Below are 14,755 nucleotides of genomic sequence, written 5' to 3'. Positions count from 1 at the left end.
ACAAGGCCGGGCGAGGCAAGAAGAGAAGAGCACGGACATGACGACGCTTCTGGTTGCAGCCCACGACAACGCGCATCTGAGCGATCAGACGGCCAAGGCATTGACCGCGGTCGCGGCGCTCGGCGGCGACGTGCACGTGCTGGTGGCCGGCAAGGACTGCCGGACGGTGGCCGACGAGGCCGCCGCGCTCGACGGCGTCTCCAAGGTTCTCCTCGCCGAGGCGGAAGGGTTCGCCGCGCCGCTGGCGGAACCGCTGGCCGCGCTGATCGTGTCGCTGGCCGATGGCTACGCCGCGCTCGCCGCGCCGGCGACGACGTCGGGCAAGAACGTCATGCCCCGGGTGGCCGCGCTCCTCGACGTGATGCAGATCTCCGAGGTGATGGCGGTGGAGGGCCCGGACACCTTCAAGCGCCAGATCTATGCCGGCAACGCCATCCAGACGGTGACCTCGTCGGACGCCAAGAAGGTGATGACCATCCGCACGGCGTCGTTCCAGGCGACCGGCGCGGGCGGCGCGGCCGCGCCGGTGGAGGACGCGGCGGTGCCGGCCGATCCGGGGCTGTCGACCTTCGTCGGCGAGCGGCTGTCGGATTCCGATCGGCCGGAGCTGACCTCGGCGAAGATCATCATCTCCGGCGGCCGGGCGCTCGGCTCGGCGGAGAAGTTCGAGGAAGTCATCACGCCGGTGGCGGAGAAGCTGGGTGCCGCCATCGGGGCCAGCCGCGCCGCCGTCGACGCGGGCTACGCGCCGAACGACCTGCAGGTCGGTCAGACCGGCAAGGTGGTGGCGCCGGACCTCTACATCGCCTGCGGCATTTCCGGGGCCATCCAGCACCTTGCCGGCATGAAGGACTCCCGCGTGATCGTGGCCATCAACAAGGACGAGGACGCGCCGATCTTCCAGGTCGCCGACTACGGGCTCGTCGCCGACCTGTTCCAGGCGCTGCCCGAGCTCAAGGCGGAACTCGACAAGAAATAGCCTGCGCCGCATCGGCCACAGCGGCCATGTAAAGTACGCCGGGGTGTCGACTGCGTCTTGTGCGGGCGGTGGGATTGACCCAAAGTCGCGCCCTCGGACGGGAAAACGACCCGGAGCACCGATCGAGGACACAATGGTCGAGATTAGAAAAGTTGGTGTGATCGGGGCGGGCCAGATGGGCAGCGGGATCGCGCACGTCTGCGCGCTCGGCGGCTTCGAGGTGCTCCTGAACGACGTCAGCATGGACCGCATCCAGTCGGGCCTTGCGTCGATCACCGGCAACATGGCGCGTCAGGTGTCGTCGGGCCGGATCGACGAGGACGAGCGCAAGCAGGCGATCGACCGGATCGGACCGGCCGAGCACCTGGACGCGCTCGGCGACGTCGACCTGATCATCGAGTCGGCCACCGAGAACGAGCAGGTCAAGCGCAAGATCTTCGCCCAGGTGTGCCCGCTGCTGCGGCCCGACGCGATGCTGGCGACCAACACCTCGTCGATCTCGATCACCCGGCTGGCGGCGACCACCGACCGGCCGGAGCGCTTCATCGGCATCCACTTCATGAACCCGGTGCCGCTGATGGAGCTCGTCGAGCTGGTGCGCGGCATCGCCACCGAGGACGAGACCTTCGACGAGGCCAAGCGCTTCGTCGCCAAGATCGGCAAGACCGCGGCGGTGGCCGAGGATTTCCCGGCCTTCATGGTCAACCGCATCCTGCTGCCGATGATCAACGAGGCGATCTACGTGCTCTACGAGGGCGTCGGATCGGTCGAGGCCATCGACACCTCCATGCGGCTCGGCGCCAACCACCCGATGGGGCCGCTGCAGCTCGCCGACTTCATCGGCCTCGACACCTGCCTGTCGATCATGCAGGTGCTCTACGAGGGCCTCGCCGATTCCAAGTACCGGCCCTGCCCGCTGCTAGTGAAGTACGTCGAGGCCGGCTGGCTGGGCCGCAAGGCCGGGCGCGGCTTCTACGACTACCGTGGCGACAAGCCGGTTCCCACGCGCTGACGCCGGAGCGATCCGCCCCCGGTCGGGGTGGGGTCGCGCTGTCCGCACGACGGACCTGAGCGCGGCGCCGTCCGCTTCAAGTCATTCCGCATCACCGAGCGGCCGTCCGGTCCGGATGGCCGCGCCGGGAGCGGCGCGCCGCCTTCGCCGCATCGCGCTCGCCGGCGCCGTGCTCGGCGGTGCCTGCGGAGCGCACGGGGCGGTGGCCGCCGATCCGGGATCCGGCGGGCGGGACTGCCCGCTCGCCGCCACGTCGGCGGCAACCGTGGCGGCGGTCGAGGATGCGGCGACGCTGCGGCTTGCCGACGGGCGGCTTCTGAAGCTCGCCGGCATCCATGCTCCGGCGGGCGCCGAGGCGGCGGCGGCCGCTGCCGCGGCCGGCTGGGTGGGGCGCGCGGTGGAGATCGCCGAGATCGCCCCGAGCGACCGATACGGGCGGGTCGTTGCCCATGTGTTCGCGGATTCCGGCGCCGGCTGGCTGCAGTCGGAGCTCGTCGGTCGCGGCGATGTCATCGTGTTGCCGCAAGTTTCGGACGACCCTTGCCTGCAGGCGTTGCTGCGCGGCGAGGCGGAGGCGCGGGCGCGCAGCGCCGGGATCTGGTCCGGCCTGTTGAGAATTCGTCAAGCAGACGATCCTAGACTGGCGGATGACGTCGGCACGGTGGGTCTGGTCGAGGGCCGCGTCCTGTCGGTGGGAAAGACACGGTCGAACACCTATTTGAACTTCGGAACGGACTGGGCCCTTGATTTCACCGTCATGATCCCCGTAAGCGATGTCGCGTCAGGGGGAGACGACAACCTCCAGCCGAGTGGGCTGGTCGGTCGTCGGATACGGGTCAGGGGCAGCCTGGAAGAGTGGAACGGCGTGTTGATGCGTGTGCGGACGCCCGCACAGATCGAGCGCCTGGACGGACGCAACTGACGCCCATGGCGATGGCAGCTGGACGAGGGATACCACGCGCCGGTCCGGTCGGACGGGCGGCCCTGGCGCTTTGGATGGCGGCCGGGCTGTCGGCGTGCGTGCTGACGCCGACGGGCGAGCCCATCATCACCTCGAGCTCCTCGGTGTCCGCCGTCACCGCGGGCGCACCGCCGGCGCCGCCGTCGAGCGAGACCCGCGAGCACGAACGGCTGATCGAGGCCTATGGCGGCGTCTATTCCGACCCGAACGTCGAGCGTTCGGTGGCGCGGGTGGTCGGCCGGCTGGTGGCTGCCTCCGACGATCCGAGCCGCTCCTACCGGATCACCATCCTGAACTCGCCGGCCATCAACGCCTTCGCGCTGCCCACCGGCCACCTCTACATCACCCGCGGCCTGCTGGCGCTCGCCAACGACCGCTCCGAGGTTGCCGCGGTGATCTCGCACGAGATGGCGCACGTGACCGCCCAGCACGCCGTGGCGCGCCAGCGCCGGGCCCAGGCGATCGCCGTGGCCAACCGGGTGGTGTCCAACATGGTGAGCAACACCGAGGCCGCCGAGCAGGCCCGCGAGACGACCCAGCTGTCGCTCGCCCGCTTCAGCCAGGACCAGGAGCTGGAGGCCGACACTGTCGGCGTGCGGACGCTGGCGGCGGCCGGCTTCGATCCGTTCGCGGCGTCGCGCTTCCTGGAATCGATGAGCCGCTACGCCGCTTTGCAGAGCGCCTCCTCCGGCCGCGAGGGTCTCGATTTCCTGTCGTCGCATCCCTCGACGCCGTCGCGCATCGAGATGGCCAAGCGCTCGGCGCGGCAGTTCGGGGCGCCGGGCATCGGCCAGCAGGAGCGCGAGGCCTACCTGAAGAGCCTCGACGGCATGCTCTACGGCGACGACCCGCGCGAGGGCTACGTGCGCGGCCAGCAGTATCTGCACGCCGGTCTCGGCATCGGCTTCACCGTGCCGGACGGCTTCGTGCTGAAGAACACGCCCGAAGCGGTGCTGGCCACCGACGGCGACCGCACCGCGCTGCGCTTCGACGGGGTGGCGCTGCCGGAGGGCATGTCGCTGTCCGACTATCTCCGCTCCGGCTGGGTCAAGGGCCTGATCGAGGAGAGCGTGCGCGAGGAGACCGTCAACGGGCTGAGCGCCGCCAGCGCGTCGGCGATCGCCGAGGGCTGGTCGTTCCGGGTCGGCGTGGTCTCGGCCGGGACGCGGGTCTACCGGTTCATCTTCGCCACGTCGCGGCCGTCGGGCCGCTTCGACAGCGCCTTCGAGGAAACCTTCAAGAGCTTCTCCCAGCTGTCGCGAACGGAGCGGGCCAACCTGAAGCCGCTGCGCATCCGCATCGTCACGGTGAAGCCGACCGACACGCTGGAGAGCCTGTCGGCGCAGATGCAGGGGGTGACGCGCACGGAGCGTGCGCCGCTGTTCAGCGTGCTGAACGGCATCACGGAGAGCGCACCGCTCGCCCCTGGCCAGCAGGTGAAGATCGTCGCCGACTGATCGGTGCGGGTGCCGTCGGGGGGCCCTGACTGCATTGTGATCGCCGCAGTGCCTCACCGCCCTATGATTGTCGGAAGCCGGCCTCTGCCGGACCATCCGCATTTCAACGGGAGGCGACCCCCCATGGCCAAAACTCTGACCCTTGCCACCGCCACGCTGGCGTTTGTCGGACTTTCCGTGCCGGCAAACGCCGACATCGTTACCAAACCGGTGGAGTACGACGTCGGCGGCACGACCTACGAAGGCTACTTCGCCATCAACGACGCGGCTGGCGACGACCAGCCGCTGGTCGTCATCGTGCACGACTGGGACGGCCTCACCGGCTACGAGAAGCGCCGGGCGGAGATGCTGGCCGAGCTCGGCTTCGCGGCGTTTGCAGTCGACGTCTACGGCAAGGGCGTTCGGCCGACCACGATCGATGGGAAGAAGGCGGAGTCAGGCAATCTCTACAAGGACCGGGAGGCCTTCCGCGAACGGCTCATGGGCGGCCTGAAGGCGGCGACCGGGATGGAGGGCGTCGAGGACGAGGACGTGGTCGTGATCGGTTACTGCTTCGGCGGCGCGGCGGCCCTGGAAATGGCCCGCGCGGGCGCCGACGTCGAAGGCTTTGTCACCTTCCACGGCGGGCTCGGCACTCCGGAAGGCCAGGACTACTCGAAGGTCGACGCGCCGATCCTGGTCCTCCACGGCTCGGCGGATCCCGCAGCGCCCATGTCGCAGGTGGCCGAGCTCGTCGCCGCGATGGACGAGGCCAACGTCGACTTCGAAGTGCAGCTCTATTCAGGAGCGCGCCACTCCTTCACCGAGTGGTCGGCAAAGGGTGACACCTCGCAGTACGATGCCGTGGCCGACCGGAAGTCCTGGCAGGCGCTGCTTGGTTTCCTGAACCAGCGGATCCGGTAGGGATCCGCGCCAGCGGTTGTCGGATTTCACCCGCTTACCCCGGCGAAAGCCGGGGTTCAGGGCGTCATCAACTGTGGCTGCGAGCTGTGGCCGTGAATTCAGGCTTAAGCCGGAATGAGGGATAGCTGGCGCGGCGCCGAGTGAACGATCCTCGGCCCGGCCGACCCCCTCCCTCCGGCGCACGACCGTGCGCCGGCCGTAGGCCGCGCCAGCGCAGCCCATGCGCGCGCATTCGGCGTGAGCTGAATACCGTTACCCCTGGTCGCGCTTGGCGAGCGTCCTGAGCCGGAGCGCGTTCAGCTTGATGAAGCCGGCCGCGTCCTTCTGGTCGTAGGCGCCGTGGTCGTCCTCGAAGGTGACGAGGGCGTCCGAATAGAGCGACTTCGGCGATGCCCGGCCCTCGACGATGACGTTGCCCTTGTAGAGCTTCAGCCGGACCGTGCCCTCGACATGCTCCTGGCTCTTGTCGATCGCCGCCTGCAGCATCAGCCGCTCCGGCGAGAACCAGAAGCCGTTGTAAATGAGCTCCGCGTAGCGCGGCATCAGCTCGTCCTTCAGATGCGCCGCGCCGCGGTCCAGCGTGATCGACTCGATGGCCCGGTGGGCGACCAGCAGGATCGTTCCGCCGGGCGTCTCGTAGACGCCGCGCGACTTCATGCCGACGAAGCGGTTCTCGACGAGATCGAGCCGGCCGATGCCGTTGTCGCGGCCGAGATCGTTGAGCGCCGCCAGCAGCTCGTGCGGCTTCATCGTCTTGCCGTCGATGGAGACCGGATCGCCGTTCTTGAAGCCGATCTCGACGATGGTCGGCGTATCCGGCGCCTCTTCGGGGCTCAGCGTGCGCTGGTAGACGTAGGGCGGCGGCGTCTCGTTCGGGTCTTCCAGCACCTTGCCCTCCGAGGAGGAGTGCAGAAGGTTGGCGTCGACGGAGAACGGCGCCTCGCCGCGCTTGTCCTTGGTGACGAGGATCTGGTGCTGCTCGGCGAAGTTCAGCAGGTCGGTCCGGGACTTGAACTCCCAGTCCCGCCACGGCGCGATCACCTTGATGTCCGGGTTGAGCGCATAGGCGGAGAGCTCGAAGCGGACCTGGTCATTGCCCTTGCCGGTGGCGCCGTGGGCGATCGCATCGGCGCCGGTCTCGCGGGCGATCTCGACGAGGCGCTTGGAGATCAGCGGCCGCGCGATCGAGGTGCCGAGCAGGTAGGTGCCCTCGTAGACGGTGTTTGCCCGGAACATCGGGAAGACGAAGTCGCGGCAGAATTCCTCCCGCACGTCCTCGATGTAGATTTCCTTGATACCCGCCCGCTCGGCCTTCTCGCGGGCCGGGGTCAGCTCCTCGCCCTGCCCGAGATCGGCGGTGAAGGTGACGACCTCCGCCCCGAGTTCCGTCTGCAGCCACTTCAGGATGATCGACGTGTCGAGGCCACCGGAATAGGCGAGCACGACCTTCTTGATTTCACCTGCGTTGGCCATGGGTCCTCCTCAACGTGCAGGGACGGAGAATGCGATGCGAAAATGCAGTGCTCTAAGAGCACACTCGGGCGCCGATGGGTAGCCGGGAGGCCGGCCGCAGGCGAAAATCCCTGGACATCGGAGCACGAAGGAACATCTAACTCCGGTCGGACCGCCCCACGGGTCCGGCTCCGTTTGCGGACCATCCGAGGTCGTTCCGGCCGCAAACGGATTTTCGGTGCTCGTCAAGAGCTTGTTCGGTTCCCACCGCCCCACCATAATGCCGTCAATGAAGTTCGACTCGAAACATTTCGACCGCATCCGCATCAAGCGCGGCGCCGGGGCGCCGGCGCCGGATGCACCCGCATGCGCGTTCGAAGGCTGCGAGGACATCGGGCTGTACAAGGCGCCGATGGGCCGTGGCCGCGAGGGCCAGTACCTGCTGTTCTGCCTCGATCACGTGCGGGCCTACAACAAGGGCTACAACTATTTCGACGGGATGAGCGACGACGCGGTCGCCGCCTTCCAGAAGGACGCCATCGTCGGCCACCGGCCCACCCGGGTGGTCGGCGTCAACTCGCGCGGCGAAAGGGTGAGGCGCCCCGGTGCCTCCGCCGGCAAGGCGCGCCCCTCATGGAACGCGGCCTACGAGGATCCCTTCGGAATGTTCGGCGGCACCCGGCATGAAACGCCGGGCGACAATCCGCCGCGGCGGCCCCTTCTGGGGCCCGAACGCCGCGCCCTCGAGACGATGGGCCTTGAGGAGAACGCCACGCGCGAGGACATCAAGGCGCGTTACAAGAGCCTCGTGAAACGCCATCATCCGGACGCGAACAATGGCGATCGCGGCTCGGAAGACCGGCTAAGAAGTATCATCCAAGCCTATACGGTGCTAAGGCGCTCCGGATACTGTTGACGAGTTGCCAGCCCGGACGAACCGCGTTCGGGGGCCTCGGCGCGCGATACGCGCGCGCGATGGAGGAACGATGACGACTGCGACCATGGAAGCCCCGGGTCTGCCGGACATGAACGTGTCCGTGCGGCAGCTGTTCGGGATCGACGCCGATTTCGAGGTTCCGGCCTATTCCGAGGCCACCGAGCACGTGCCCGACCTCGACCCGGACTATCTGTTCGACCGCCAGACGACGCTTGCGATCCTTGCCGGCTTTGCCCGCAACCGGCGCGTCATGGTCACCGGCTATCACGGCACCGGCAAGTCCACCCACATCGAGCAGGTCGCGGCCCGGCTCAACTGGCCATGCGTGCGCGTCAACCTGGACAGCCACATCTCGCGCATCGACCTGGTCGGCAAGGATGCGATCGTCATCCGCGACGGCCAGCAGATCACCGAGTTCCGCGACGGCATCCTGCCGTGGGCGCTGCAGACCAATACCGCACTCGTGTTCGACGAATATGACGCCGGGCGGCCGGACGTGATGTTCGTGATCCAGCGGGTGTTGGAGCTGCAGGGGCGGCTGACGCTGCTCGACCAGAACCGGGTGATCCGGCCGCATCCGGCGTTCCGGCTGTTCGCCACGGCGAACACGGTGGGCCTGGGCGACACGTCGGGCCTCTACCACGGCACCCAGCAGATCAACCAGGGCCAGATGGACCGCTGGTCGATCGTCGTGGCGCTCAATTACCTGCCGCACGACAACGAGGTCGACATCATCCTGGCGAAGGCCCCGCACTACCGCTCCGACGAAGGCCGGGACACTGTGTCGAAGATGGTCCGGCTCGCCGACCTCACCCGCAACGCGTTCATGAACGGCGACCTGTCGACGGTGATGAGCCCGCGGACCGTGCTGACCTGGGCGGAGAACGCCGAGATCTTCGGCGATCTGGGCTTCGCCTTCCAGCTCACCTTCCTGAACAAGTGCGACGAGACCGAGCAGTCGATCGTCTCGGAATTCTACCAGCGCTGTTTCGGCAAGGAGCTCACGACCTCCGCCGCCAACGTCGTGATGAGCTGATCCGCGGCCGGGACACCCGGCCCGGACTTGCGAGGGACGAACGGTCATGGCGCACGGAAGCAACTGGCAGAAGAACGGCGCGACCCCGCAGGGGCGCAACGAGACGTTCAAGCGCGCGGTGTCGGCCACCATGCGGGCGATGGCGGGCGAGCCGGAGCTCGAGGTCTCCTTCTCCAGCGACCGGCCGGCGCTGACCGGCACGAAGGCGCGGCTGCCGGAGCCGGCCCGGCGGATGAGCGAGGCCGACGCGGCGATTACCCGCGGCGCCGGCGACGCCATGGCGCTGAAGCTCGCCTGCCACGATCCCAAGGTGCACACCCGCCTGGTGCCGGCCGGTCGCGACGCGCGCGACGTCTTCGACGCCATCGAGCAGGCGCGCTGCGAGGCGATCGGATCGCGGCGGATGGAGGGCGTCGCCCACAACATCGCGGCGATGCTCGAGGACCGCTACCACCGCGGCAATTTCCAGGACATCACCGACCGCGCCGACGCGCCCATCCAGGATGCGCTGTCGCTGCTGGTGCGCGAGCGGCTGACCGGCGAGAAGCCGCCGGCGAGCGCGGCGAAGATCGTCGAGCTGTGGCGGCCGTGGATCGAGGAACGGGCCGGGACCGATCTCGACGACCTGGGCACGACGATGGAGGACCAGCGGGCCTTCGGCACCGCCATCCGCGACGTGCTGTCGGCGCTCGACATGGCGGAGGACTATTCGTCCGAGCGCGAGGAGAGCGACGACCAGGATTCCGAGAGCGACGACAGCGCCGATGCCAGCGCCGAGGACCAGGCTCCGGCCGAAGGTCAGGAAGAGCAGCAGGACGCGGCCGCCCCGGAAGAGGCCGAAAGCGCCGGCGAGGAGGATGACGCCTCGGAATCGGAAAGCGCCGAGGCGACCAGCGAGGAATACCGCGAGGAAGACCTGGCCGACCCGCGCGAGGCGGGCGAGGCGGCACGCTCCGAGCCGCCGTCCGGCCAGCGCCGGCCCGACACCGACTACAAGGTCTATTCCACCCGCTTCGACGAGATGGTGAAGGCCGAGGAGCTCTGCGACACCGCCGAGCTGGACCGCCTGCGCGGCTTCCTGGACAAGCAGCTGTCGCACCTGCAGGGCGTCGTGGCGCGCCTCGCCAACCGCCTGCAGCGCCGGCTGATGGCCCAGCAGAACCGCGCCTGGGAGTTCGACCAGGAAGAAGGCTGGCTGGACACCGCCCGCCTCACCCGCATCATCACCGACCCGATGCAGCCGCTCGCCTTCAAGCGCGAGCGCGACGCCAACTTCCGCGACACCGTCGTGACGCTGCTGCTCGACAATTCCGGCTCGATGCGCGGCCGGCCGATCACCGTTGCCGCCACCTGCGCCGACATCCTGGCGCGGACGCTCGAGCGCTGCGGCGTGAAGGTCGAGATCCTCGGCTTCACCACCCGCGCCTGGAAGGGCGGGCAGGCGCGCGAGAACTGGCTGCAGAACGGCAAGCCGGCCAATCCGGGCCGCCTCAACGACCTGCGCCACATCATCTACAAGGCGGCCGATTCGCCCTGGCGGCGCTCGAGGCGCAATCTCGGGCTGATGATGCGCGAGGGGCTGCTTAAGGAGAACATCGACGGCGAGGCGCTGGAGTGGGCGCACGGCCGGCTGCTGGCGCGGCCGGAAGCCCGGCGCATCCTGATGATGATCTCCGACGGCGCACCGGTCGACGACTCGACGCTGTCGGTGAACAGCGGCAACTACCTGGAAAAGCACCTGCGGTCAGTAATCGAGGAGATCGAGACCAACTCGCAGGTGGAGCTGATCGCCATCGGCATCGGCCACGACGTGACGCGCTACTACCGCCGCGCCGTGACCATCGTCGACGCCGACGAGCTGGCGGGCGCGATGGTCGAGCAGCTGGCCGGGCTGTTCGAGGACGAGGCCGAGACGCCGCGCGGCCGACGCAGGGGCCGGTCGGGCCGCGCCGCGTGAGCGACGCCGCCGGGCGTGCCGCGAGCGCGGTGCTGGCGGGCGTTTTGGCGCTCGCCTGGGCGGCGCACCCTGCCCACGCCGAGACGATCGCCATCGACGCCAAGCCGATCCGCCAGTTCCACGTCCGCGACCCCATCCGCACCTTCGGCGCCCTGACCTTCCTGGGCGGGCTGACGCTGACCGCGCGCAGCCACCGCTTCGGCGGCCTGTCGGGGCTGGTCGCCTCCGATGACGGCCAGCACCTGCTGATCGTCTCCGACGACGGTGAATGGGTCGCGCTCCGCCTCGACCAGGCCGAGGACGGGACGCCGCTGGGGGTGGCGGCGGCGCGGATCGACCGGCGCCTCGGCGTCGACGGGGCGCCGGCCGCGACCAAGACGGCGGGCGACGCGGAGGCGCTCACCCGCGACGGCGACGGCTATCTGGTGTCGGTGGAGACGGAGCGGCAGCTGCTGGTCTATCCGGGGCCCGACCCGACGCTGGCCACGCCGCAGCCGCGGGCGCTGCCGAAGGAGGCGGGATGCCTGCCCGGCAACGGCGGCATCGAGGCGATCGCGGTGGCGCCGCCTGCGAGCCCGGTGGCGGGCGTGCTGGTGATGTTCGCCGAGCGCGGCTGCACCGAGGGGCCGGTGGCGATGGGGGCCCGCGCGCTGCCGGTGTGGCTGGTGGCGCCGTCGGGTACGCGCCGGCTGCGGCTGGTGAAGGACGGCGACTTCCGGCAGACCGACGCGGCGTTCCTGCCGGGCGGCGACCTGCTGCTGCTGGAACGGCGCTACAACGGCGGCTTCGACATCGGCATGCGCATCCGGCGGCTGCCGCGCGACGCGTTCGCCGGCACTGCGCCGCTCGACGGCCCAGTGCTGATCGAGGCGGACTTCGCCTACGAGATCGACAACATGGAGGGGCTGGCAGTGAGTCGCGACGCCCGCGGCCGGCCGCTGATCACGCTGATGTCCGACGACAACAAGTCGTTCCTGCAGCGCACGCTTCTGTTGCGGTTCAGGCTGGACCAGCCGGCGCCGGCCCTCAGGCCCCGAGGCGGCGCGCCGGGCCAACCCCGATAGCGGCGATCAGGATCCGGTAGGGCGCCAGCAGCGCCAGCGCCACCACGAGCTTCACCGACAGGTCGCCCAGCGCCCAGGACATCCAGCGGGGGACGTCCATCGGCAGCACGCCGAGCAGCGGCGCCGCCTCGATGGCGAACGGGTCGTTCGGGCCGATCACCGCGAAGGCGGCGGCAAACGCGATGCCGAAGAACAGCGCGGTGTCGATCAGCGAGCCCAGAACCGAGGAGACAAGGGGTGCGCGCCACCAGCTGCCGCGGCGCAGCCGGTCGAAGATCGCCACGTCGAGGAGCTGGGCCACCAGGAACGCCGTGCCCGAGGCGATGGCGATGCGCGGCGTCGACAGCACGACCGACAGCGCGATGGCCACCAGGAAGCCGGCATAGACCACCATGCGCGCGGCCGAGGGGCCGAAGCGCCGATTGGTCAGGTCGGTCACCAGGAAGGCGAGCGGGTAGGTGAACGCGCCCCAGGTCAACAGGTCGGCGAGGTTGATCGCGCCGAGCCAGGCATGGACCGGATGCTGGACCAGGATGTTGGAGGCGAGCACCACCGACGTCATCGCGGCGATCGCGATGCCGAGCTGGCGGGCGGTGAACGGCTGCCGTGCGGTCATGGGCTCAGAACCGATCCATCTCGCGTGATCCAGGCGCAAAAACGCCCGGCAAGGCCGGGCGCTGCGGACGCGTCGGTCGCGGTTTACGCGGCCGCTTCGGCCTTCTTGGAGGCGATCTCGCGCTTGACGAGCAGAGCACGCGGGGACAGCTCGGCGTCCTTCGCCTTCATCAGGAAGGCGTCGAGGCCGCCCCGGTGTTCCACGGTGCGCAGCGAAGCCGCCGCGACGCGCAGGCGGATGCCGCGCTCGAGCGTTTCGGAAAGCAGGGTCACCGTGCACAGGTTGGGCAGGAAGCGGCGCCGCGTCTTGTTGTTGGCGTGGCTCACGTTATTACCGGTCAGCACGGCCTTGCCGGTTAGTTCACAGCGACGGGCCATTGCGAAAATCCTTGTTCGGCGGGCTGGCGAGAATACCTCAGCCCTCACATCGTCTCACAGGGTGATGGGAGCGTGTTTCTATAGGAATGCCGCCGATCCACGTCAAGCGCATCCATACAGGGAATCGCTTTTCCATGTTCGCGCGCGTGCACTCGACGGGGCTTCGCAGCCCTATCGTTAACCCCGTGGTCACCATGACGGGATCAATGTGAGCCCGATCGCCCCCCGACGGGCGAGCTCTGGTCACCGGGCGTACGGCACGGCTTCGGCGCCGCCGAAATGAGGACAGCATGGTGCAATCACGTCAGTCGAGAGGGTTTCCGGGCCGCTTGACGGGCCTCGGTCTCGTCGCCGCCGCCTGCATTCTGGGTGGCGCGGCGCACGCCGGCGAGCGCACGACCGCCGGTGTGCGCTACGACGTCAGCTTCAAGGGCGTCACCATCGCCAAGGGCAGCCTGTCGCTGGTCCTCGACGGGTCCGCCTATTCGGCCAAAGCGAACATGGAGCCGACGGGGTTCGCGACGCTGCTCACTGCGTCCAAGGTCGACGCGGAGTCGGAGGGCCGCTTCGACGCCACCGGTCTGGCGCCGGCGCGCTACAAGCTCAATTCCATCGATCCGGGCATGACCACCAAGGTCCGCATGAAGATGGCGGACGGCGCAGTGTCGCGCCTGGATGCCGAGCCGCCGCTCGATCCGGCGCCGGACCGGGTTCCGGTCACCGCGGCACACCGGCAGGGCGTGCTGGATCCGATCAGCGCGGCGATGATGCCGATCGCCATCTCCGACGGCGGCCTTGATGCGGACGCCGCCTGCGACCGCGTCGTGCCGGTCTTCGACGGCTGGACCCGCTACAATGTGGCGTTTTCCGCGAAGGGCGAGGAACGGCTGCGCACCCCGAGCTTCGATGGACCCGCGTTCGTCTGCGGGGCGCGCTGGAAACCCATCTCCGGTCATCGGGCCGGTTCCGACAGCGTCACCTACCTCGTCGAAAACCGCGGGCTTGAGGCCGCCTTCATCGCCGTCGGCTCCAAGATGCTGGTGCCGGTGCGCGTCGAGATCGAAACGCCCAACGGGGTGCTGCTGGTCCGGGCGACCGACGTGAAGCTGCAGGGCGTCCGGCTCGCCGATGCCTCACGCTAGAGCCCTTTCCGATCGGGTGGACTCACCTGATCGGAAAGAAATGGCTCCACGTTCAATGCCTTGAGCAATTCCTCTTCGGTCAGATCGCTTCGATCTGACCAGGGAACTGCTCAAGGCGGCTCCCGCTTTCCCTTCCATCGGAGTTTCCCCGTGCCGACCCGCTGCTCTCCGCGGTGGGGCGGCTGTACGACGGGCCCGGTCAGCGGCACATGTCCCTTCCCCGGTTGCGTCACGAGCTGCCCCCCAAAGCGCGGCCGCTTCTGCCGGCATTCCGTCCGTCCCAACGTGCGTGGGGGGACGGAAATCTTCGGCAACACTATTAATAGACTCTAAATATAATCCGTAAAACTCAAGTAATACCTACTATATCCGGCGTCTCTTCAAGAACAAACCAAGAATTAAAGCCGCGTGCCGATTCGATCTTGATTCGTACGTCTTGTGTTCTGCGGGAAGCGTCCGGAGCAGGCCGTCGGCTGGAAACGGCGATCGGAGGCGCTTTTCGGCTTCCGGGCGCTTGACTCGATGGACGATCGGAGTCCTCCGCCGCGACTCGCAATGATTGTCCCCGGCGGGGTCGGAACACGCCCTCCAAACAACATCTCGTGGCCATTTTTCGATTCAGAACAAGGGCTTGCGCAGAACGAACCATGAATCGGGAAAAGTCGCCGATTCGGGCTCGATTCGTTCCAGACTCGTTCCGGTTGCGGCGGGTGCCGCCAAAAAGTGCGGGCATCCCGGCGCCGCGGTGTGCTAGAGAAGGGGAGAGGGCAGACGGCGCGGCGCGCCGGATCATCTGCACCAGTTCACGAAACGCCTGCGTGTTTCCTTGCCGCCAAGCGCGGAGCCCGAGGGGGCACGTGGA

13 protein-coding genes are annotated in these 14,755 nt (G+C 68.5%); 10 read left to right on the top strand and 3 right to left on the bottom strand.

All coding sequences use genetic code 11. The features are described from left to right. The first annotated feature begins 37 nt into the window (after positions 1-37). The 5 genes from ACSSVZ_RS10280 to ACSSVZ_RS10260 all read left to right on the top strand — a co-directional run bounded on the left by ACSSVZ_RS10280 (position 38) and on the right by ACSSVZ_RS10260 (position 5,312). Positions 38-979, top strand: a complete 942-nt coding sequence (locus ACSSVZ_RS10280) for an electron transfer flavoprotein subunit alpha/FixB family protein (protein WP_453969724.1) — start codon at positions 38-40, stop codon at positions 977-979. A gap of 133 nt (positions 980-1,112) precedes the next feature. Further along, the gene (locus tag ACSSVZ_RS10275; protein ID WP_453969723.1) at positions 1,113-1,991 is read left to right on the top strand and encodes a 3-hydroxybutyryl-CoA dehydrogenase; all 879 of its coding nucleotides are present in this window, start codon (positions 1,113-1,115) and stop codon (positions 1,989-1,991) included. A gap of 115 nt (positions 1,992-2,106) precedes the next feature. After that, entirely contained in the window at positions 2,107-2,913 is an 807-nt protein-coding gene (locus tag ACSSVZ_RS10270; protein ID WP_453969722.1) for a thermonuclease family protein, read from the top strand. Between the two features lie 74 nt (positions 2,914-2,987). Next, positions 2,988-4,409 carry a M48 family metalloprotease gene (locus tag ACSSVZ_RS10265; protein WP_453969720.1) on the top strand — a complete coding sequence of 474 codons (1,422 nt, stop codon included), beginning with the start codon at positions 2,988-2,990 and terminating at the stop codon, positions 4,407-4,409. A gap of 123 nt (positions 4,410-4,532) precedes the next feature. Next, positions 4,533-5,312, top strand: a complete 780-nt coding sequence (locus ACSSVZ_RS10260; protein ID WP_453969719.1) for a dienelactone hydrolase family protein — start codon at positions 4,533-4,535, stop codon at positions 5,310-5,312. Positions 5,313-5,564: 252 nt separating this feature from the next. Here ACSSVZ_RS10260 and ACSSVZ_RS10255 read toward each other — a convergent pair whose 3' ends face one another. Further along, on the bottom strand, positions 5,565-6,785 hold the full coding sequence (locus ACSSVZ_RS10255; RefSeq protein WP_453969718.1) for an argininosuccinate synthase: 1,221 nt from the start codon (positions 6,783-6,785) through the stop codon (positions 5,565-5,567). A 259-nt stretch (positions 6,786-7,044) separates the two neighbouring features. Here ACSSVZ_RS10255 and ACSSVZ_RS10250 point away from each other — a divergent pair, with 259 nt between their 5' ends. The 4 genes from ACSSVZ_RS10250 to ACSSVZ_RS10235 all read left to right on the top strand — a co-directional run bounded on the left by ACSSVZ_RS10250 (position 7,045) and on the right by ACSSVZ_RS10235 (position 11,758). Then, complete coding sequence (locus ACSSVZ_RS10250) at positions 7,045-7,680, top strand: J domain-containing protein (RefSeq protein ID WP_453969978.1); 636 nt, start codon at positions 7,045-7,047, stop codon at positions 7,678-7,680. A 70-nt stretch (positions 7,681-7,750) separates the two neighbouring features. Then, positions 7,751-8,737 carry a cobaltochelatase subunit CobS gene (gene cobS, locus ACSSVZ_RS10245; RefSeq protein ID WP_453969716.1) on the top strand — a complete coding sequence of 329 codons (987 nt, stop codon included), beginning with the start codon at positions 7,751-7,753 and terminating at the stop codon, positions 8,735-8,737. A gap of 46 nt (positions 8,738-8,783) precedes the next feature. After that, a complete protein-coding gene (gene cobT / locus ACSSVZ_RS10240) occupies positions 8,784-10,694 on the top strand; it encodes a cobaltochelatase subunit CobT (protein WP_453969715.1) in 1,911 nt (636 codons plus the stop codon). Continuing rightward, the gene (locus ACSSVZ_RS10235) at positions 10,691-11,758 is read left to right on the top strand and encodes an esterase-like activity of phytase family protein (RefSeq protein ID WP_453969713.1); all 1,068 of its coding nucleotides are present in this window, start codon (positions 10,691-10,693) and stop codon (positions 11,756-11,758) included. Before cobT ends, ACSSVZ_RS10235 begins: the two co-directional genes overlap by 4 nt. Here ACSSVZ_RS10235 and ACSSVZ_RS10230 read toward each other — a convergent pair. Both ACSSVZ_RS10230 and rpmB read right to left on the bottom strand, forming a co-directional pair. Then, positions 11,721-12,374, bottom strand: a complete 654-nt coding sequence (locus tag ACSSVZ_RS10230) for a queuosine precursor transporter (RefSeq protein WP_453969712.1) — start codon at positions 12,372-12,374, stop codon at positions 11,721-11,723. The two genes, ACSSVZ_RS10235 and ACSSVZ_RS10230, sit on opposite strands and share 38 nt — an antisense overlap. Positions 12,375-12,457: 83 nt before the next feature. Further along, a complete protein-coding gene (gene rpmB / locus ACSSVZ_RS10225) occupies positions 12,458-12,751 on the bottom strand; it encodes a 50S ribosomal protein L28 (protein ID WP_453969711.1) in 294 nt (97 codons plus the stop codon). 290 nt (positions 12,752-13,041) lie between these two features. Between rpmB and ACSSVZ_RS10220 the strand changes: the two genes are divergently transcribed. After that, entirely contained in the window at positions 13,042-13,893 is an 852-nt protein-coding gene (locus tag ACSSVZ_RS10220) for a DUF3108 domain-containing protein (protein ID WP_453969710.1), read from the top strand. Positions 13,894-14,755: the final 862 nt, after the last annotated feature.

The sequence above is a fragment of the Amorphus sp. MBR-141 genome, from assembly GCF_053628695.1.
Note: the sequence above shows the minus strand (reverse complement) of the source record. Positions and strands in the feature narration are given on the sequence as shown.